This window comes from Brucella pseudogrignonensis, assembly GCF_002252525.1.
Lineage (GTDB): Bacteria > Pseudomonadota > Alphaproteobacteria > Rhizobiales > Rhizobiaceae > Brucella > Brucella pseudogrignonensis.
In genome coordinates, this window is sequence record NZ_NNRM01000039.1 from 265530 (window position 1) to 286778 (window position 21249).

A 21249-nucleotide genomic window follows, 5' to 3' on the forward strand; every position below is an offset into this window, starting at 1 on the left:
TCATCTCCATTCAGATCGACAGCTGCGATCCTGACATTGCCGTGGTCACAAGAGTGGTCAGATAGGGCTTTAGTTCTTCAAGTTTTTCGGATGTGCACGAATGCCCCAGTGCCATGGGTTTTCCAGCCGCCTGCCACAGCGCCAGGTTCTCGGACCGGGTTGGATGCGTGGGAAGGCGAATCCAGGTTGCCCGCCCTTGTTCGAGCAGGGCCTGAGCCGGCGTGTTTTCGGGAACGTGCCCCGTCAGCAGAACCGCTGCCTGTTCATCGACAGCTTGTCTGAGCGCGCCTATCGATGGCCCGGCACTGCCCATGCCGTCATAGGTCATCAAAGGGCAGTCCGGCAAAGCCGATCCTTCCCGCCAGTCCAAGGCGCGTTCCAGTTTGTGGCGTAAACTTCTTGCTGTCTGTGCAGAGACTGCGTCAGGGACGCCGATCTGGGCGATCAGTGACCGGCGCATATCGTGATGAATTGCAAAAGATCCGGGCAAGATCGCCATCAGCTCCAGTGGCTTCCCGGATAATGGCACCGGAAGGACCAGCTTGCCTCTATGAGCCTCGATGAAATCTCCGATCTGACCAATGCGATCGCCCGCAGAAACCGGGTCGCCGCCATAAGAAGCGTCCAGAATGACCAAATCACAACGAGGCAGTGCGTCCATCACGAAAACCTCGCTGTTTGGAACCACATCCGCGCAATACACAACACGCTTTGATGGTGTCGTAACCGAAAACCAGACCCCGCCCGCCACATGTCCCGAACGGCCGGATAGGATCTCGCTCTCACCCATCCGGATGGATTGCCCCGGCGTGAACAGTTTTATGCGCGCATCTTTTAATGGATGCGCCCGACGATGCGACGGATCAGCATATTGGTTCAGCATCGCTTCCGCGTCGTCATGCGTTTCACGCGTCATATAGAAGGTACCTTGAAACCCGCATGCGCGAAGCCAATACAAACCTCCGATATGATCTTCATGGGCGTGCGAGATAAACACCGCATCTAGCGTCGCCACATCGCGTTCAGCAATGGCCGGATAATAGTCCCGTCCTTTTGCGCCCACCTTGATGCCCACATCGAACAGAAGGCGGCGATCACTGTGGATGCCGACGCTGGTTCGACCCTTTTCGCCAAAACCGCCATAGAGTTCAATCATCATCATCGCGACGCTCCATCCGGAATGACCCAGCCGGAATTGATAGCGATATGGATCGTTTCGCCTTGCTGGCCACCCAAGCCATCGGCAAGGTCAAACGTGAGTTCCGTGCTGGGATGATTGACCGGACAGGCTTCAATCCGCGCGCCGCCACCCCGATAGATGCGGCGCCTGACCGAAAGCGCGATGCCCGTATCGTCGCACAGCTCAATATTCTGCGATCGAATACAGATTTTTGCGTCAGCCTGCACCGCCTGCCCCGGCACGCAGCGCATGACCGCCTTCTGTCCCAACACCTCAACTGCACATTGGCCATCTTTTTCCGCACCGATGACTTGCGCAGGAAGCACCATGCCATGGGCTATGAACGAAGCCACCATCTCGCTCTGAGGTCGCTCATAAAGCTCCCGCGGCGTTGCGAATTGGATAAGCTTTCCCCTGTCCATCACCGCAATTCGGTCCGCCAGGGCCATGGCTTCTGCCTGATCATGGGTGATGTAGACAATTGTTGTGCCTGTGCGCTTGTGGAAAGATGCAAACTCATCCTCCATCGAAGCGCGCAGGTGCACATCCAAATTGGCGAGAGGTTCATCAAACAAGACCAGCGAAGGCGCAGCTACCAGACATCGCGCAAGTGCCACGCGCTGACGCTGGCCGCCAGACAGACTGGCGGGGCGCCGATCACCAAGGCCCGTGAGATCAACCAATGTGAGTGCTTCCGTCACGCGGCGTTCCAGTTCTGGCTTTGCAACGCGTGCCACGCGAAGGCTGTAACCGACGTTTTCTGCAACCGTCATATGCGGCCATAATGCATAGTTCTGAAACACGATGCCGACCCTGCGGTTTTCTGGCTCGACATGCCTGTCGGCGGCTGACATGACATTGTCACCCACCTGGATTGCCCCACTGGTGATCTTTTCAAAGCCCGCGATCGCACGCAATAAGGTGGTTTTCCCGCAGCCTGACGGTCCAAGAACCGCTACAAATTCACCATTTTTAATGTCCAGTGTCACATCCGAAAGCGCATCGAAGTTTCCGAAGCTTTTGGTGACATTGTTAATTTTCAATCCCGCCATGGCAGCACTCCATCAGGCAGACGCCGCGCGAACAGGTTCGTCGACAGCATGAGAAAGATTGTGACCACGATCGTTACAATCGACGTGGCAGCGGCATAGGTGGAATCGCCACCCTGTTCGAAGGAGAAAATGACGACACCGATCGTTTCAGAACCTGACGCCCACAAGAGTGCAGATACTGTCAGCTCACTGAACGCAGTCAGAAAGATGAGAACCCCACCGGCAAGCGTCGCCGGCGCAACAAGGGGAAAGATGATCGTCCGCAAGCGCATGAACAATGATGCGCCCGCCACCTGGGCTGCCTCTTCCAGCGACCTGTCAATCTGGTGAAGCCCGCTCACGGTCGGTCGCAGGGCAAGGACAAAGAAGCGCGCAAGATAGGCGTAGAGAATGATCCAGATCGTGTTGTAGATATGAAAGCCCAACAGCGGTAGCGGCTTTAGAAACAGCAGCAGCGACGCAATCGCCATAACAACACCCGGCAATGCGTAGGGCAGCTCAGCAGTCAGATTGAACAGTCTGGTCCACCAGCGCTTACGCCAGGTTGTGATATAGGCCAGAGGTACAGCGATCAGCACTGCGAAGAATGCTGCCGCAAGCGACAGTCCAAAACTGTTGAGGAATGCGCGTTTGGTTGCGGCATGTTCGAACAGGATGAAGGAGTAGTTCGAGAATGTCAGGGTTTCCCATCTCAACGGCGTGCCATAGGCATTGACGAGAGAAGTCAGAACAAGGCCAAAAATCGGCAATAGAAGCACCGCCACGACAATCAGCATCATCACGATCTCGGTCCATATCCTGTAACCTCCCAGTTCAAACGGACTGGCCGGAAGCGATGTGGAGGCGATCCGGTAATCGCGCCAGCGGGAAACATAATCCTGTGCGACAATCCCCGCGATCGCGATAACGCCGATCAAAGTCGACAATGTTGCGACATCGCTGAGAACAGCAGGTCCACCACCGCTCAATCGCTGGTAAATCAAGGTTGGCAGCACGAGATAGTTGGCGGGAATCCCCAGAAAGGCCGGAATACCAAAATTACCAACACAGGACACGAAAGTCAGGGCGGTCGCACCGATGATCGACGGCGCCATTAGGGGGACAATGATCGTTCGCAATACAGTCAGTTTGTTTGCGCCACTGCTCAACGCAGCTTCGATCAGTTCACGGGGGAGCTTACGCAGTCCCGCTCTGACGATTAGAAACACCAGCGGCCCGTACTGAACACCAAGAAGCGCAATGATGCCGGTGGATGAATAGAGCGGGTTGCGCGATCCGAGTGGCGGGGCCATTCCGATCATTTTGAGGAAGGGACTTGCCGGACCAAACAATTGCAGCCAGGCAAGCGCTGTCACCTGCGGGGCGATCAGCAGCGGAGTGACATACAGAAAGATGAAAATCGCCCGCCCGCGAATATCGGTCAGGCTGACGAGCAGAGCAACACTGGTCCCCAGCACCACCGCAAAAAGGGTTCCAAAAATCCCGACATAGATCGAATTCCAGGTTGCCGCCCAGGTCGCAGACGAGGAAAAGACCCGGCTCATTGCTTCGAGCGCCGTGCCTTGGGCCGGGAACACAACCTCGACAAGCAGGCGCCCCATCGGCAAAAGCGAAAGCAGCGACACGACAATAATCGTCACGGCGATCAGAGCCCTGTCCCGGCCCTGACCGCTGGTTACAGCGATTTTTTCCATCTGTCTCTGGTCCTAGCCGCCAAACATTCCCGTGAAGCGCGATTTGTCGGCATCCGTGTTCTTTAGAACCTTCTGCGTATCGATCGGCATGATCTTCACAGTCAAGCCGTCAGGAAGCCATGCGGGTTTTCCGACCGACGTCTTAGCCGGCAAATAGCCCTGCTTCAAAGCAAGTTGCTGGCCAGCATCGGAGAGGATGAAACGAATGAATTTCTTGGCATCCTCAGGATTTTTGCTTGATGAAAGAATGGCGACAGGTTCGGTGACCGCGGGAACCCCTTCTTCAGGAAAGACAAACTCGACCGGAGAGCCTTTCGCTTTGGCATTGAGCGCCATGAAATCAACCAGAATTCCATAGGGCTTTTCCCCGCTGGCGATTGATTTGAGCACCGCGCCATTTCCGCGAACGCTGACCACTTCATTCGCCTTGAGCGCCTCAAAAAACTTCCAGCCTAGATTGTCATTGGCGACAAATCCACTGAGCAGAAAAGCCGCCGCCCCCGAATAAAGTGGGCTCGGCATGACCACCATCCCCTTATATCCCGGCTTTTCCAAATCGGACCAATGTTGGGGCTTTTGATCGGCAGCTGAGTTATAGGCGATGCCCGTGGTGATCAGCTTGCTGCCAAAGTAATATCTGTCAGGATCAAATGAACCGGCTTCAAATCCGTCGAGGCTCGCCTCGGAAAACTGCAACAAACGCTTATCGGCTTTCAGGCTTTCCATACTCACCGCGTCGGCAATCAGAAGCACATCGGCTTGCGGAGCGCCGGCTGAAAACTCAGCAGCAAGCTTACTCATAATATCGCTGGTCCCGGAACGGTACACCTGAACATCAATGTCGGGATTAAGCTTCTTGAATTCTTCAACTGTACGTGCAGCATCGGCATCGGGTTGCGATGTGTAAAGCGTCAGCGTTCCCGCGAAAGCGGTCCCGGTCATCATCAGACTGGCAAGCCCTGCCGTGAGGATTCTCATCCCCCAGATTCTTCTCTTCATTGCTTCCTCCCTTAGAAACGACGTCAAACGGCGTTCCTGTTCCTCCCTGTAGCGGGACGTTAATCACGTCCTCAGCAATCATAATAGTGTTCATTTGTTCTTTGTCAAATACAATTGAACAGTTGACGACAGGGGGATGATTGTTGCTATAGATCGACTTGTAACGGAAAAACCGGGGAGCGAGCAGCAGGAATGGCAGGCAATAACTGGCCGTTGAGATCCTCTGATCTCAAAGTTAAGACCGTCTGGCTCTACTATGTTGAGGGCATGACTCAGGAACAAATCGCCGAGCAGCTCGGTGTCAGTCGCGTCAAGATCATGCGCACACTTGCAGCTGCAACCTCGGAAGGGATCGTTGTCACGCGGATCAATGCCGCAACAGCCGAACAAGTCGAACTGGAACGTCGGCTGGAGGAAAAATGGGGCCTCTCATCCGCCATAGTTGTACCCACGCCAGAGAATGGCGGCAATCTGGAAAAGGCTCTCGGCAACGCCGTCGCTTCCTATCTTGACCAGGAAATGCAGGATGGAATGACCCTGGCTATCGGCGGGGGTGCCACGCTCTACGCCTGCGTTCAATTTCTAGAGCAAAGAAAACTTAACGACGCTTGCGTTGTCGCCTTGGTGGGAAGCCTTCCGCATTCACGCTGGATAAATCCGTCTGTTGTTGCGGCAAGAGTCGCCGAAGTCTACCAGGTCGACAGTTATCAGATCACCGCACCCGTTATTCTCGACGAACAGGGGCTTCGCAACTTGTTGTGGCGCCAGACAGAACTTCGAAGTTTAAAGGCGCTCGCGGCAAAAGCCGACATCGCGCTTCTGACGGTCGGTGAAATCTCGGAAAATGCCACAATTTTCCGCCATGGCATTGTTCCCTCCGACCTCATCAGCCCATTGCAGGCTTGCGGTGCCGTCGCCAATATTCTGTGTTACTTCGTCGACGAAAATGGACATCTCGTCGATCACGAAATCAACCAGCGGGTGATGTCGATCGAACTGAGCACAGTTGCGGGCGTCGAAAGGGTCGTGCTCGCGGCGGGAGGTCCCACAAAGGTCACCGCGATGAAGGCCGCACTTAAAATTGTCAAAGCGAGCGTGCTCATCACCGACAGCCAGACGGCAGCCGCTCTTTTGCAAGATTGACCGCACCTCGCTATCACCTTGATGAGTGCGATGCCGCCAGCGGTCTAGACTTTGCGACTACGCAGGAAATCGACAAGACCGACATGGGTGATGGCTTCGAACTCACGGGTTGCCTGATCGAACTGTTGTCGCTGGGCCAGCATCATCAGCAATACTGCCCGCATTTCCGAGGAAACGCCGAACCTTTCCCAACGCTTGGCGACGTGGGTGGGAATACCTGCCGCATCACAAAAATCGGCAATGCTACTGTATCCCAGTTCCAGCAAAGCCACGCGCAGATCAGACGCGGACATCCGCTCTTCGACGGCATGGTCGTGCAGTCGCTCAGCAAAAAGCTGGATATCTCGCGGTGACGATTCCGCAATTTTTGTCAGAAATCCCCCGACTTCGTTCAGTAATCTTGACATTTTAATCTCTCCTCACATTCAAACGCTCCTGATCATTGAATAGGAGTATCAGGGGATAGCGGACAATAGTCTGACACGTGAACAAGCGCAATCGTAATCACTATGCAGGGGTCTGGGCTGCCGGTGGTCCGACAATGATAATGCTCGTCCGTCTATGCACGGGTCCCGCCAATTCTCCGTCGCATTCTGGCAAGATTTGATATCGACAACATCTCAAACCCACCATGGGTGACTGCGGTTCGAAAACTGCATCAACTGCGAGAGGTGGATCGCGTGCGACAGCGGGCGTGCGATATTGTCCTGCACGGAATTTCGGGATTCCGTTGTGCAAGCCTGCCAAGCCGGTTGAAAGAATATGATCGCGATTTCAGTCAAAACCCGGTAACTGAAAATAGTCTTTCACGCTGCGATACGCATTCGCAATGAGCTAAGTGAAATTAATACGCTATCGATGATGGGAATCAATCCATACTGCCTCCAACGAAGTGTGACTGGTTTCCGCTGTTGATAGTTCTATACGGAAGGAAACCTGATGAGCGTATTCATCCAAACGGGCTTGGCACATTTAATCTGCAATGGAGTTAACGTGGGAGAAGTTGAATATAACGTGTCCCTCGCGTCTGATGGGCTTGAACACTCTATGCGCGGTCGTATCTGGGCGAACAAAGGGGTGATTGCCAAAGCGCTTGATGCCTCCGTGATAGGCCTTCTGTTAACGGATCAAACTTTGATTGGGCTTCAGGTCGAAGAACTGGATCGGGATGGGGCGGCGCTGGTAACTGCACGCATCTGATACGGTCACTCACTCATGGCCAGCATCCGCCCCAACAATGACAGATGTCTGTGTCGCAGGTGAAAAGTCTACCCATAAAAGCGTCACGTTATTCAGCCGTTGTCTAACTCGCTGCCTATCGTTTTTTTATGCGAAAGACTTCTATCGCAGCCGGATTGGCGATAGGTTGCTTTTCGGTGTTGGTCCCATGCCCTAAGCCCTCTCCAACACCCCGACCCCAGCGGCGACAAACAACCGCTGGGGTTGTTGTCTGAGGATGAATATCAAGGAATGTCGACCCTGTTCTTGCCCGCTCTGGCCTTTTTTGTTCACCGAGTTTGGAACTGAAGAAACGAGTGGATCAACAACAGTATAAAACATCGAGCCTTCGCACCAGAGATGTTTCTACTGTCCTATTCTCTCGCACAGAGATCAACAGTCTGGGAGCTGATAAAGACATATCTTTCCCCGCATGCGAATAACGCCGGACTCTACGTCAGCCTTCCCTTGCTGTGCCCCTATCATCGGTTCCAATCGTCGAAAAAGCGCGGCATGATTAGAAATTGACGATGTTGACTTTCCAAAACTATCACAACTTACAATCGAAGTCCCGCGTGTCAAATCCGGACCCACGCATATCGTGAAAACTATCCTGTTCCATTTTCTACTCATGCTGTTTGCCCTGCTTTCTCCGGCGAAGGCGAGCGATAGTATGAAGCTCAGCGCCTACCTTGAACGACTGAATGACGGCGCTGCCGCTCAGCGGCTGGCGATCGAAGTGGCGGAGTTAATTCGGCTGAACGATAAAGCTTCGATGGCAAAGCTCGCAGAGGTGTTTGAGGGAAGGATGGAGAATTGCTCGACTATGTCAGCCGATTTGACGACAGCGCCGCGCACCGCTTCGCTCTGCCCCTGCAGCCGTGCCAATATGCCAGTATTTCTCTCAGAATGATCGTTATGAGGCTTCTCGATGGCGGGAAGCCACACTTGAGAAGCCGTAGCATCATGCTCGAGGGCACGGATATTGACGCGATTTTTGCCGAGCATATGTGGCGCTGCGAAACATTGTCAGGATTAACTTATTTAACCACAATCGGGACGAGATGATCGATGACGGGCGAGAGTTGCCTTGACAACCAAGAGGGGAATTAGGACGCCGGCTACAATAACGCCAGTGACATAATGTTCAAACACTGTCGAATTGAAAGCAAAAGCAGTTGGACGCGTCGATAGGTGGGGCGCCACCGGAGCCGTTCTGGTGTGCACAAGGGTGCCAACATGTTGCCGGACGGGCTCTTCAGTGCAACTGTTGCACAGCAAGCGTAGCCATGCTTGCATCTTGATGATCCAACACTTTGATTGCGTCAGTGCAACTGCAGGGCTTGTTTCAAAGATGAGATGGCACAGGTCGGCTTCCGTCCTGTCGCATCCGTCACACGGTCTGGCGCCTGGCACCCGGAAAGCTCGGCCTGCGCCTAAGCGCACTTAGCCTGGATGGCGTTATAGCTGCTTGTGCACTGCCGGCTTCGATAACATCCCCCGTCGAAACAAGCCATGTAACAGCTTTCGGAAGAAGATACAGCGTCAATGCACAACCCGATATTTAGGCGAAGACCTCTGTGCGCTGTACGACGCAGGCGCTTCCGTTACAAGCAGATTGTGACGCTCAGAGAACGCGGCAAAAAGACTACGAGCTGTCTCGGACTCGATTTCACCGCGGAGCGCTGCCACACAGGCCTGCAAAGTAATATGATGGGTTGAATCCCGCAATGATGGCGGCAACTCTAAAAGATATTGATAGGCATGCTGCACGGTGTTGATCTCTATCGGAAAGCCAAGGCCCACGAGGATGGATAGGGGTTTGTTAAAAAGATCACATGTCATCGCATTCTCCTTTCTGTCCGATAAGCTCGATCTTCTGTCGTTCCTCAACAATGGGAGGCTCAGGCTCACTCTTCTCTGTCTTGTCGGGTGTGGCGATAAAATACCGAAATGGCGCATAAACTCTAAATAGATTAATCCGCGTCTCGCTGATCAGCAGCTTCGAGAATATCAATAAGATCGGCGACTTTGCCGGAAGGCGGCCGCCGTCCCTCATTGACAAGGGCCTCGTCCGCATTCAGCCATGCCAAAGCCTCCGCGAGCTCGGCTGCCGACGCGCCTGTTGCGGTTAGCTCTGCGGCCAATACCTCGTCAGTTGACCCCAGAACCGCGATTATTTCCTGCATTTTCATACGAACGTCCTCCGTCATACTGTCGGATTAGCTCACCTATAAACCGCTTAGGAAATAGTTCTCGGTCGCGGCATGACAAGGAGCGGGACGCTCATTTTTAATGTCGGCGTTTCTAATAGATCGGCCCGACAGGCACGCCGCGCGTTTAAGTCTTTTCAACACCCGCCGCCGCTCAAACTTAGCCAGCCGGACTTCCGAACTCTACGACAGTTGATGAATCTTTCATGAAGAGATGCAGAAGCGCTTGTGCGGAGGGGTGGTTAAATTCATTCAACTCCCGGCGATGAGAAGCTCAAACGCCAGCTATTGCGACCAAAAGAGAAGCGGAGGCTCCACCTCCCGCTGTTGAGCCTCGCAACATCGTCTCCCTAAATCGTTGCGCGCCTTATACCCTGGATGCTTCACACAAAGACTTGCTGTTTCTTAAAGCATTCAAGCTTCGATCCAAATCCAGAAATCCAGAAATCCAGAGACAACATTCAGCTCAAATTCCACACGTGAAAGGCGCGATTGAAAGACAGTCAAAGATCTACTCGCCCTCTCGTTTAACCGGTAAGGAATGAATTTGGCGCTGCTGCGCTCTGCTTCTTTTATCCGCATATAAATGGGAATCGGCCTTGTTGAGAAGGTCAGAGAGCGGCTCTCCCGGCTCCCATTCGGCAGCCCCCATACTCGCCGATAACGAAATCATTTGTCCTGCCAACTCAACCTCATTTTTTTCCAAGCTGCCTCTGATCTGGTTGACCAACTCCAACGCTTCAACTCGTTCTGCAGAAGGGAGAACTATGCCGAATTCGTCACCACCCAGGCGAGCGACAAGATCCCGAGGTCCGACCGTATCCGCGACTAACCGCGAAAATTCGATCAGAACTCGGTCACCTTGTGCGTGCCCATAGGTGTCGTTGATTGCTTTGAACTGATCGAGATCGGTAACTATAACCGAGAACGTCGTGTTCGAGGCGAGCGCCCTCTGTTCCTCAAGCGTCAACAATCGATAGAATGCTCTTCGATTTGCCACGCCTGTCAACTCGTCCGTTTCAGACAAGCGGCTCAGTCCATTCTGAAGCTTTTCGACCATCATTATAGCGAAGCCTAGGTTCCAGACACTGCTGCAAAATATCGTGCAAAGCAAAGCGAAAGACGCCAGCTGATAAAAAAGGGAAAACGATATAATATTTGCAATCACACAAATATTGCCGATAATTACTAGTATTTGTCCCAAAGAGGCGCCCACAAAGGCTGCTGAGGAAACTTTTGCGCCCACCTCCCCATGCCAATTGATAAACAGGTAATATGCACAGCTGGCCATGACGGTTGTCTGTCCTGTTGCATAGATAATACTTCTGATACGATCGTGGTCCTTGAAGATGACCATGCAAAAAAAAGCGCAGAGCGAGAACCCAATTGCTACAATTCGCCCGCCCGCACAGTCATTGAAGCGCCGCAACCCAATAAGGTAGTGGCAGAATGCAAACACAATGATCGTATTACCGAATACGGCGGGCCAGAACCGGCCCTGGGCACCCTGGGAAATGAGGACTGCCCCTCCGAGCAATGACAACAAATTGGCCTGGAACCAATTCAGAGCGGCACTATCGGTGCGGTATTTAAGCGCGAAAGCGCACCAAACAATTGATATTGTTGTGCCTTTTAGGAAAATGACCGCATAAAGAGTTACAAAGTCGAGGTGAAACATTGGCGACTTATTCTGTTGATCCGCATTTTACTTATTAATTAATGTGAATGAACTCAATCAGTATTGTACGCCATCGATGACCACACCCCGTTGATGTCGTTAAACATCGTCGCTTGCCGCACCGATCTATGTTTTCCGGGTGGTCGAAAGCGGACAATGCACCTGTCCACTCTGCTCTTGGTCGTACCGAGTACATTACCAAAAGTAACCCAAGCAGCATTGTTTTGCGTTTCTCTAATCGTTATGCGGTCTGGAAAGGCCATCCCCTCTGAAACGCCTGAAGATGTCCTCACCAAGGAAGCTGCTGGGGAAGTATTTTCTGTAGATACGTACGGCAATCCTCAAGTTGGCAGAGCGTCCTGCACTTCTTGCGGAGATCAACAAGCAAAATCGACAGGTTCCGACGGGACTCAATTCTCTCGAAATCCGCAGCGGTCGGACGAACCAGCAATCGTTCCCTTGCATCAATTTGTTAGATTGGACGAACTGAATTTTCAAACACCTAGAAAAATCACGCTTCGAATATGGTAGTGGTTGAAGCCGTGTAGAGACATACTCTCGGGTGACACATTTGGGAGGATAAAAAAGTTTTGTCTCAGGCTTGAAACCTCTTTTAGCCTAATTAAATTTCTTCTGTCGGCTGCTCAATGAGGGCTGATGCTGAACGCGAGGCTTTCAGCTGTTTAACCATGTTGCTTTAAGGAGAATGTGGCTATGACAACAACACATGATTACTCACCGCTGTTTCGCTCCAGCGTGGGCTTTGACCGAATTTTTAGTCGACTGGAAAATGCTCAGCGCGGGAGAACCATTAGTGACTGGCCGCCTTACGATATAACGAAAAACGGCGAAGACAGTTATTCTATCACAATAGCTGTTGCGGGATTCGCTGATAATGATCTCGATATCACCTATCAGTCAAATCTCGTCACCGTAACAGGCAAGAAGCAAGAGGCCGATGATGCAGAATACTTGTATCGTGGGATTGCAGGACGTTCTTTTGAACACCGCTTTCAGCTCGCTGATCACGTCAGGGTTGCAGGCGCAGATTTGAACAAAGGCCTGCTGACGATCAATCTTGTACAGGAAATTCCTGAAGAGATGAAGCCGCGAAAGATCGAGATTGGCAAAATCTCAGCACTTGAGGATAAGTCAATCAACGCAAAGCATGCCGCATAAACTATCACAGACGATCGGCAGGGTTGCTCCGCAGCAATGCGGAGCAACCTTCTCTGAGGACCATTGCTTTGGTCAATTGGCACGTGCGATTTTGCCTAACAGGGCCTTGGTAGGAGATGGCGAAGGACAAAAGACGCAGAAACCAATATTGTCAAATTCGCATAAGCGAAGTTAAGAACCAGCATTTGTAAAACATCTTCCAAAGAGACTTCAGCATACCGGAAGCTTTTCACATTCTTATCGCAATCATCGTACATTCAACGAGGGCGGTTACCGACAGTTTGAAACGCTGTCCCGTACAGCCGAAATCAATTCCCATGCATCGTTGGAGTATGCCTTCCGTTGTACAATGGGTGGCAAAATCCCAGCACATCAACTCCGAAGGCCAAATCTTAAACGAGGTACCTCGGCGTTGTCTCGATCCAGAATACGCCGGATTGAATTCATGAAGCGAACCCACAATAAAGACGTATGGCCCGCCCCGTTGCAAGAGGATTTTACGCTGTTCTGATCAGTCTACGTCAACATATACGGTCTCATGAGCAAGCTCATGACTAAGATGGACATCCGCACGCTTAGAGCCCCAGTAACAACTTCGGAAACAGGTGCCATTTTTTGCCCGGGCTTTCCAAACGCCGTTCTACTGTCAGGCCATCTTCACGATCCTTCTTGCAAACTTCGTTGGCTACGCGTTCCTTGTATGTAGCCGATCCTATTACACAGCCACTGGGTAGCTGCGTTAAAGCCAAGTTCCTTGCGCAATGCAGCCCATGCTATCCGCGCCAACTTATTTGCTTACGCTACAACCACGGCGTTACGGTGTACGCTCGCGCTCGATCATGGACTTCAGCCAATGCCCCAGAGGCGTGTCAGTACTTGAAAGGGACGGAAACGCTGCGCGAGTTCCCTGAATGAGCAGAGTGCGTAAATAAGTGTTGCCACGTTTTGATATTCCAAGCAGCCGGGGGGTGCCGCCGGTGCTGTGCTGTTTAGGGACCAGTCCGAGCCAGGCACCCAGATCGCGCGCTTTCTTGAAGCTGCTTGCATCTCCCACTGTAGCCACCAGGGCCGTAGCATTGAGAAAACCTATGCTGGGGATACACGTCAGTCTACGCATGGCCGCATCATTGCGTGCAAGTTGGATAAATTCAGAATTCAAGGCTTCGATCTTCGTATCGAGGCCCTTCCATTCCACACGCAAATCGCCAACCAGCTGACGCATACGTGGAGATAATATTTCGTTGCTCTCTGCGAGCAGAGCATCCATGCCGATCTCGAACTCTTTCCGTCCGACCGGGAAGATGATCCCACGTTCCAACAGAATTGCGCGAAGCTGAATGATTAGATTCCTTCGCTCTGCAACAAGGCGACTATGCACCCGATGCAGTGTCTGGATATCCAATTGCTCTTGGCTCTTAAGATCGATAAACGCATGGTATAATCAATTAGGGTCTAACGACGCATCGTCCTGCGAGTAACTACCGCGCCAGTTGCATCAACACCCACGACGCTACAAGATGTCTTGCCCAGATCAACTCCGAGGATCACAATAGTCATTGGCTCGTTCCTTTCTTCTTCGCACACGACAGCATCTTAACAGACGCTGGGGAAAGGGCCGGGCCATTCCATAATAACTGGGTTTTGTGGCAAGCGTTAGCAACTCTAATGAGCTTCAGTCACTTACTCCACCGAAAACTCTTGGGCGAGAGGGCACAAAAGGCCTTTCTGACGCTTGTAATTGAGAGTCGAGAGTTTCGCAGCTAGCCTGTCGGAACTAAAATAAGCCTCATACTATTTGGCTTCTGTCAGAGTAACAGGAGTTTAATCGTGACTGGCGGGCCAGCGGCCGTCGTCATCCTGAGTGAGCGGGATAAGAACTTCCTTGATTCGCAGGTGCGTAAGTATAAAGCGCCGCGTTCCTTGTCAGATCGTTGCCTGATGATTTTACTGTGCGCTCAGGGTTTGCACATCAATTACGTTGCCGAACGTCTGAGTATTCACGAACATACCGTTGGTAAGTGGCGCCGCCCGTTTTGCTCAGGATGGTATTGAAGGTTTAAAAGAAGAGTATCGTGCAGGTCGACCGCGAAGGGTTTACAACGCGCAGGTTGCTCAGGTTGTTGAACGCACGTTTAACACTATACCCAGAGATGCACGCGCTGGTCCATTCATTCGACAGCGGCCCATAGTGGGCTTTCGCACACAGCTATCCGGCGGATGGCGCACACCGTTCATCTGCAGAACTCGAAACCGACATTAACGACTTTATAAAAGCCCATAACGAAAACCCTGCACCCTATAAATGGGCTAAGTCTGCCGATCAAATTCCCGCGTTCGCCAAGCGTTTCTGCCAGAAAAGAATGAGCCGAACTTTAGATTCTGGTGATTGGAGACCGCCCGCATTTGTCAGATAAAGGATCTTGAGGCTGTTGCTCTTTCGGGCAGCCCCAATTTAGGCGGCGTCTTAACGCTCGGAAAAGCATATGGGCCCAATAGTACTAACGTGGCAATATCACGTTAGTGATTGATGCGGTTGAAGAAGTTCTGGTCGAGATTTCTCTGGCAATGTTTCCATGGCACTCAGTAAATACGTTCCGCAGGTTAGATTTGGGGGAATGTTGGGCAAGATTTACCTTACTGTGCTATCCTCCGGATCGCCTACGTATCATAACCTTTGTCCTCAAGTAGCGTGGGCCCGATTAACGCACTCCACCGAGACCTCTACGTTCGAGTAGTCACCAACCTGATCACCCGTGATTAAAGAATGATCAGGCGGCCCTCTGCATCAACATTTCGAGGATTATGCCCGAGAGGCCGCTCCAGAACGCCGCAGGGCTATCACCGGCATCTCTTTTTCCTGTTGCTCGGGGCAGATGAAGACGAGCATAAGTCCTAGCATTTGCCACGATACTAGAGTTACAGTCTGGTAGACCTACACGAGCAGTTGATCCCAGTCACCAGCACGTTGCCAACTACCCGTTGTGATAGATCGTTTCTTTATGACAGTTCAGAGTGTGAGCGCTAACATAGTCGATTGCAATAAGTTGATTATTTGCAACGCGTTCCGTCAAAACTCGCTCTAAAGTCACTCACCATTGCATTTAACAAGGTTGGTTGTGACAAATAGTATCCCTGAGTATGAGTCGCCCCAGCGATCATAGCGTCAATAAGATGAGTCCGGGTTTCCACACCTTCTACTACCACTATTGGAGCGACGCATTTTGCGAAACCAATTAAAAAATCCAGACTGTTTCCGCCAGAAATGTTCTCTTTTATTTCACGCACAAATCCTCCATCGATTTTAATAATATCGACCTTCATTCTTAAAAGCTGCCACGGCGTCACCTGACCGCGGCCGAAATCGTCGATGGCAACCAGACATCCCAGTTGACGTGCGGATGATAAAAATTCATTTGCAGTAAATACGTCGCCGAAAGCATGAGTTTCAGTAATCTCCAAGATCAAGCGATCAGCTAAGTGTGAACGCGCGAGAAGCTGATTGTAGATTAAATTCCAGCTTGACTTATTCCGAAGGCTATCCGTCGATATATTGCAGCCTAAAACCGCGCGCTGATCTGCTTCTAATTCATCCAGAATGAGCTTAATCATATGTCTGTCAAGGACGGGCGTTTTTCTAAGAAGTTCGAGAGAAGGAATAAAATCTCCAGCATTTAATACGGTATTATTCTCCGAAACCAAACGAGCTAGACACTCACCATAAAACAGACAATCTCTGTTAGCTGTCGAATGAATTCCTTGGACCGCGATATGAATACGATTTTCTGTGATCGCATTCAATGCTTTTGAAGCGATCCTCTCGTCTTCTATTCCTACTTCACTGCACATCAGCCACCTCTAGAAAGGTTAGGTATTACCTATCATAAGATCAATATAAGTGAGATTATCATGGGTATATAAATTCAAGCCGCCGATATGGGAAATCGGCGACTTTTATTTATCAGAACTTCATATTCAAAGTTGCATTGAACCCATTCTGCTTGGCTCCGCTGCCAAACTGACCGACATAACTCAAACCAAACTTCGCACTATCCGTAAGAGCCATATCAAATCCCGCTTCAACCAAAGCAGCATCCCTGGCAATGGCTACACCTTCAACGGTGAAAGGATTGCTTCCCGCAAAGAGATGGGTGGATTCAGGTGTTATATCACCGTAGGAGCGACGCCATCCCAACGTACCTTTAAGGCTCGCGTTGGCACCATCGAGTGGAAGTGGTGCCGATGCATGCATACCAAGCGTGGTGAATGTTGTGTTTGTATTGTTGCCATCGACAGTAAGTGCAGCCGCTCCACCCCTCTCTGTGACGCCATCAGTGTGAAGGCGTACATGTGAGAAATTCGCAAAAGGCTCAAAGGCAGCGACAGTTGTATCTATACGATATCCCAGTTCGCCGAATGCCTGCAGCGTTCTAGCATGATAATCTGCACCGAGGCTGTCACTGAAGCCACTGTAAGAGACCGAACGAGAAGAGTCTATGCTGTGCCAGGTATGAACAAGACCAGCACGAAGACCGATTGGTCCCCACTGATTGCCCCCATAAATGCCCAGATGCCAGTTGTCACTGTCTGCGGAAGCATTGCGGCCCTTCCCATTTAGGTCCGTTTGGCTATAGCCACCAACAACACCCAAACGCCAGCCAGAGTTAAGGCCAACATCGACACCTGAAAGGAAACCACCAGTGATTGTCTTAAGTCCACCAGCTTTAGAATTTCCGTCATGGTTTACCCAGGAACCAAAACCGGAGGCCCATACACCGTAGTCCAGAGACGCCGGTTTAACTGCGTCAAAAGGCTTTGGAGCACGGCCATTTGGTGACTGAGCAAAATTCAGAACCGGCACGTTTTGTGAACCAACACCGTCAAACGCGGAACGAAGACGATTGTTAATCGCGTCTGCAGTCAGGTTTGCTGTATCAATTAAACCAGTATTGACGGAGTCATGTACATCGCCCGAAAGCTGATTGAAAGCATCGCGTGCTTCAGCCTCATCTGTAAGGAACAGAATGGAATTATAAAGCTCTAAAGCGGAACCCTCTTGAGCAAGGCTATGAAGAGCGCGGGCTGTTGAAATTTCATTGTTCGATTTTGCCACTTTTTCGAAGACGACATCATCAATGGGATCGGCGACCAAACCTATTTTCAAATCGACCTTGTTGACCTGATGGTCCAAAGAAGTCGTCAAAAATATTGATTTAGATATGGCTTCGGAGAATGTTCCCTCAATACCATTTACGGCAGTCAGGATCGTGTATGTCTGACCATCCTGATAGCTGACCTTGTTGTCCAAAGCGAAGACGTCAAGGCGCCCCCCCTCAAGGCTTGCCTTACCAGTTGCGTCAATGCGGTCACTTGCTCCATTTCCTGCTACCTCGACTTCATAAACTGAGTCAGCACCGAATGTCACATCGCCACCAACGGTGACAGTTCCGATCGAATTGCCCGGGCGAAGTGTGCCTTGAGCAGTCAAATCGCCACCGATATCCCAGTTGCCTCCCATAAAAGAGGTTTGATCGACAAGAACATTCCCGGAAACTGTGATCGGGGTATCCGTTGTTCCACCACCAGTTGATGATCCGGAATACAGCTCTACGTTTCCTGCAATCAATGCACCAGTCGAATGGAAGGAATACGTACTACCTGTCGCAACGATATTCCCGCCGATTGACGTGCCTTCAGCGAAAGACATTTGAGTACCAGATTCAGTTTTAAGGTCCTGGATACCCGAAATCTTTCCGTTGAACTTTGCATTCTCTTCGACATTAACGTGCGTCTGACCTGAGCCTTTTTGGTCCGTATCGACGATATCTCCGCTTGCTTCAGATCCAGCCTTTAAGGTGATGTTCATGTTGGCGTCTGAACCGCCTTCATAGCGGGCAACGTTCACTAACATTCCATTGTTATCGACAGCAACAGTACCGGCTCCAAATGTAACATTCGCGATCTCTTCTGCTGAAGAAAAAGTAACGAAAATCGTGGGCCCTTGCGCGCTCTTAAGAACAGTACCTTCAATATTTAAGGTGCCGGATCCGTTTATTTCGAGTGCAGCTGCATCGAGACCGCTGGCCGCAACAGTGCCACCTATAAGGGATACTGTTCCGCCATCCCTTACAGAAACGCCTGATGCAGCCTTACCAGTGGTCTTGATGACTGTATCGGTTACAAAAATGACGCCAGCAGTGCCGGATACATCATTATTTGCAATTATCCCGTAGCCTTTCGCACCAGAGGTTTCGATAACAGAGTTTGATAGATTGATGGTTGAGAACGTTTCCGCAAATACACCGAAACCATTAATTCCTGATGTTGTGACGTTAACGGTTCCGTCGATTTTACCGCCATCAATGGCATGCAGACCAAAAGCATCATTACCTGTAGTCGTAACTTTGGCAGCATTCTTAAGCGTGATAACTGATTGATCTAAGCCGTGTGGCGTGCTGCCGTTCAAACCCGCCTGAATACCATGAGCCTTTGACCCTTTTGTAGAAACATCCGCATCAGAAATGATCATCGATTTTTTGCCTGCTAGCAAACCAAATGAGCGATCGCCTTCCGTAGTGACACTTCCACCATTCAGCTTAATGTGACCGCCATTATCTGCAAAAGCACCATAAGACCAATCCTTATTAGTTTGAACTTTTACATCAGTGGCGACCACTTTACCGCCAGTCGTTTTACGATCATCGTTGGCTATTAAGCCATGGCCGTATCCGCCATCCGTGGTTACTGAACCACCAGTTTGATTGATGGTTGATGCCGATTCAGCAAAAATACCGAAACCATTCTTTCCGGATGTCTTAATATCAGCGGAGCTATTAATGGTTCCGCCGTCGATGGCATGAAGTGCAAAAGCGTCACTGCCCGCAGTTGACACAGTTGAACCTGCATTCAAATTAACGACAGACTTATCTGAACCATCACCTGTTGACCCGTTTGCGCCAGCCTGAACAGCGTGTGATTTATCATTTATCGTGAATACTGCGGCTTGGCCGCTAACAGTTGAGTTCTTGGCGGCCAAGATACCGAAAGCTCGTGAGCCTTCAGTTGTTATTTTCGCTCCGTCAAGGAAGATAGCTCCGCCATTGTCCGCGAATGCACCGTGCGCCCAATCTCCACCTGTTTCGATAACCGTACCAATGGCCGTAACTTTTCCAGCTTCAGCATTCGCAATATCATTATTAGCGATCAGCGCATGACCATAGTAACCAGTGGTTACAATATTTCCCCCGTCCTGAGTAATTTTCGAATAGGATTCAGCAAAGATACCGAAGCCATTCATGCCGGATGTCTCAATATCAGCGGAGCTGTTAATGGTTCCACCGTCGATTGCATGAAGACCAACTGAATGTGAACCGGTCGTCACTACCTTGATATTGTCAGCCAAACTGATTTCAGATTTGTCCTGGCCGTTAGCATTCGAGCCTTTTGCGCCAGCCTGAACGCCATGCGCTTTGCCGCCTTCGGTGGCAATACTGATAGGACCATTTTTACCCGAAATCTCGAGATGGCTAGCCGCACTCACCCCCTGAGATACCAAAACACCCCAGGCGCGCCTAGACGGTCCAGTCGTGCCAGCCTTAACTTTTGAAACTTCTTCAGAAGTGATAATTCTTGTGGTGCCGTCCCGGTGAATGACTGCGGCTTTGTCTGTTACAACTATTGAAATAGGATCTGCCTGAGCAGTTGAAGCCAAGCCGAAGACCAACAGCATAGCTGTTGAGGCCAAGGTTGATTTCTTATTTCTAGAAAAAATAGACATATGTGCCCCCCAGGCTCCATTGAAAATTTTCGGGGGCGGAACGGTCAACGCCTTATAGGAATCCCGGTTACTAAACCCCAACTAATAGGGAGTAGTAGACAAAATTAATTGTTTATCTAATAAAAAAAATCTGCATTTGCGTCTTTCTTGCCGGCGTTGCGCTTAAGCAACAACTCTACTGCGCTTCTCTAGTCCGTCATACTGAAAAAATTTCTAACAAGCTTTAATATCTTTGTATTTCAATATGTTATAAAAATCCGAGATCATAATGAAATGGATTCTGTTATTCAACGACCGTAAACTATTGAGCGAGCAACGAATGCCACTCGCTTAAATCGTAGTCCGTTAAGAAATATCTTGGCAAGAGAACCGGAAACGACCAACGACAAAGCGTCTAGAACAGTGTTCTGCCTTCGATAAGAGTTTTACTGCAACGGTATATTCGGTGGCTCTAGCAATGGGGTTCTACTTGATACTCTCAAAAGCTTCTGCAAAACCTTTCAAAGAGACTTCCATTGTTTTCTCTCTTCGATCGGACGCACCTTCAAACCCCACGGAAATCCTGCTCGCTTTCTTAAGGGCATCTACTGCCTGAGGACCAAATTCAAGGGGTACGATGCAACCGGCAGGTATGCATGTTTTAAATGGGATGCGCGGTGCATTTTCTGGAGTTTTATCGAGGCCCAAAGAGACGCCCTTGCTCACATTAATTCCGAAAGGCAATATCATACTTCCCGTTGCAGAATCTCCTGAACGTATGATTTCTACGGCGATTAGGCGCTGCTTGGTGTTAGGTTGGCCCTCAATCTGCCCGGCCACCTGCTGAACAGCCGCGCAAAGCCGTTTTCCGCTCGCTTCCTTACAAACAACCTGCCAGTCGTCATATGTTTGGGTTACGGCATTTGCATCGTCAGATGCTGCAAGAGCAGGAAAGCTGATAGCGAAGACGATGACGCAACTTGCCCCGGCAGATTTCATCAGATTGAACATGCGACCCCTCGTATATGACAGCGCATCGCGAAAAAGTAAAACTGTTTTCGTGATGCGCGTTAAGAACAAATGACTAGAGCGCTGATCTGGCCCAATAAGATCGGAAGCGCTCTAGAAGTGCCGGAGAAT

16 protein-coding genes and 1 pseudogene are annotated in these 21249 nt (G+C 50.7%); 5 read left to right on the forward strand and 12 right to left on the reverse strand.

Features of this window, described 5'->3' with window-relative positions; all coding sequences use genetic code 11:
- Positions 1-10: 10 nt before the first annotated feature.
- From CEV34_RS17475 to CEV34_RS17490, 4 genes are read right to left on the reverse strand one after another with little or no spacing between them, the layout of a single operon-like run.
- Positions 11-1162, reverse strand: a complete 1152-nt coding sequence (locus tag CEV34_RS17475) for an MBL fold metallo-hydrolase (protein WP_094544156.1) — start codon at positions 1160-1162, stop codon at positions 11-13.
- Positions 1159-2232 carry an ABC transporter ATP-binding protein gene (locus CEV34_RS17480; RefSeq protein ID WP_007881439.1) on the reverse strand — a complete coding sequence of 358 codons (1074 nt, stop codon included), beginning with the start codon at positions 2230-2232 and terminating at the stop codon, positions 1159-1161. Before CEV34_RS17480 ends, CEV34_RS17475 begins: the two co-directional genes overlap by 4 nt.
- A complete protein-coding gene (locus CEV34_RS17485) occupies positions 2220-3926 on the reverse strand; it encodes an ABC transporter permease (RefSeq protein WP_094544157.1) in 1707 nt (568 codons plus the stop codon). The genes CEV34_RS17480 and CEV34_RS17485 overlap by 13 nt, the downstream gene beginning before the upstream one ends.
- A gap of 12 nt (positions 3927-3938) precedes the next feature.
- Entirely contained in the window at positions 3939-4904 is a 966-nt protein-coding gene (locus CEV34_RS17490; RefSeq protein WP_094544158.1) for an ABC transporter substrate-binding protein, read from the reverse strand.
- A gap of 213 nt (positions 4905-5117) precedes the next feature.
- Here CEV34_RS17490 and CEV34_RS17495 point away from each other — a divergent pair, with 213 nt between their 5' ends.
- On the forward strand, positions 5118-6068 hold the full coding sequence (locus CEV34_RS17495; protein ID WP_007881451.1) for a sugar-binding transcriptional regulator: 951 nt from the start codon (positions 5118-5120) through the stop codon (positions 6066-6068).
- A gap of 44 nt (positions 6069-6112) precedes the next feature.
- Here CEV34_RS17495 and CEV34_RS17500 read toward each other — a convergent pair whose 3' ends face one another.
- On the reverse strand, positions 6113-6475 hold the full coding sequence (locus tag CEV34_RS17500; RefSeq protein WP_007881453.1) for a hypothetical protein: 363 nt from the start codon (positions 6473-6475) through the stop codon (positions 6113-6115).
- 532 nt (positions 6476-7007) lie between these two features.
- Between CEV34_RS17500 and CEV34_RS17505 the strand changes: the two genes are divergently transcribed.
- Together CEV34_RS17505 and CEV34_RS17510 are read left to right on the forward strand one after the other, a co-directional pair.
- On the forward strand, positions 7008-7268 hold the full coding sequence (locus tag CEV34_RS17505) for a hypothetical protein (RefSeq protein ID WP_007881455.1): 261 nt from the start codon (positions 7008-7010) through the stop codon (positions 7266-7268).
- Positions 7269-7887: 619 nt separating this feature from the next.
- Positions 7888-8199: a hypothetical protein gene (locus CEV34_RS17510; RefSeq protein WP_143853423.1), complete on the forward strand. Its 312-nt coding sequence runs from the start codon at positions 7888-7890 to the stop codon at positions 8197-8199.
- A gap of 632 nt (positions 8200-8831) precedes the next feature.
- On the opposite strand, the gene CEV34_RS17515 is transcribed toward CEV34_RS17510, so the two are convergent.
- The 3 genes from CEV34_RS17515 to CEV34_RS17525 form a co-directional block, all read right to left on the reverse strand.
- Positions 8832-9131: a DUF982 domain-containing protein gene (locus CEV34_RS17515; protein WP_007881459.1), complete on the reverse strand. Its 300-nt coding sequence runs from the start codon at positions 9129-9131 to the stop codon at positions 8832-8834.
- 131 nt (positions 9132-9262) lie between these two features.
- Complete coding sequence (locus CEV34_RS17520; RefSeq protein ID WP_094544160.1) at positions 9263-9481, reverse strand: hypothetical protein; 219 nt, start codon at positions 9479-9481, stop codon at positions 9263-9265.
- Between the two features lie 529 nt (positions 9482-10010).
- Entirely contained in the window at positions 10011-11177 is a 1167-nt protein-coding gene (locus CEV34_RS17525) for a GGDEF domain-containing protein (protein ID WP_094544161.1), read from the reverse strand.
- A 714-nt stretch (positions 11178-11891) separates the two neighbouring features.
- Between CEV34_RS17525 and CEV34_RS17530 the strand changes: the two genes are divergently transcribed.
- Positions 11892-12356: an Hsp20 family protein gene (locus CEV34_RS17530; protein WP_007881466.1), complete on the forward strand. Its 465-nt coding sequence runs from the start codon at positions 11892-11894 to the stop codon at positions 12354-12356.
- A gap of 795 nt (positions 12357-13151) precedes the next feature.
- Here the strand turns inward: CEV34_RS17530 and CEV34_RS17535 are convergent.
- A pseudogene (locus tag CEV34_RS17535) lies at positions 13152-13913 on the reverse strand (IS110 family RNA-guided transposase).
- A gap of 336 nt (positions 13914-14249) precedes the next feature.
- Here CEV34_RS17535 and CEV34_RS27650 point away from each other — a divergent pair.
- Positions 14250-14408, forward strand: a complete 159-nt coding sequence (locus tag CEV34_RS27650) for a helix-turn-helix domain-containing protein (protein WP_374891542.1) — start codon at positions 14250-14252, stop codon at positions 14406-14408.
- 996 nt (positions 14409-15404) lie between these two features.
- On the opposite strand, the gene CEV34_RS17545 is transcribed toward CEV34_RS27650, so the two are convergent.
- The 3 genes from CEV34_RS17545 to CEV34_RS17555 all read right to left on the reverse strand — a co-directional run bounded on the left by CEV34_RS17545 (position 15405) and on the right by CEV34_RS17555 (position 21120).
- A complete protein-coding gene (locus CEV34_RS17545) occupies positions 15405-16202 on the reverse strand; it encodes an EAL domain-containing protein (RefSeq protein WP_094544162.1) in 798 nt (265 codons plus the stop codon).
- 112 nt (positions 16203-16314) lie between these two features.
- Entirely contained in the window at positions 16315-20130 is a 3816-nt protein-coding gene (locus CEV34_RS17550; protein WP_094544163.1) for an autotransporter domain-containing protein, read from the reverse strand.
- 465 nt (positions 20131-20595) lie between these two features.
- Positions 20596-21120, reverse strand: a complete 525-nt coding sequence (locus CEV34_RS17555; RefSeq protein WP_007881475.1) for an invasion associated locus B family protein — start codon at positions 21118-21120, stop codon at positions 20596-20598.
- Between the last annotated feature and the right edge of the window lie 129 nt (positions 21121-21249).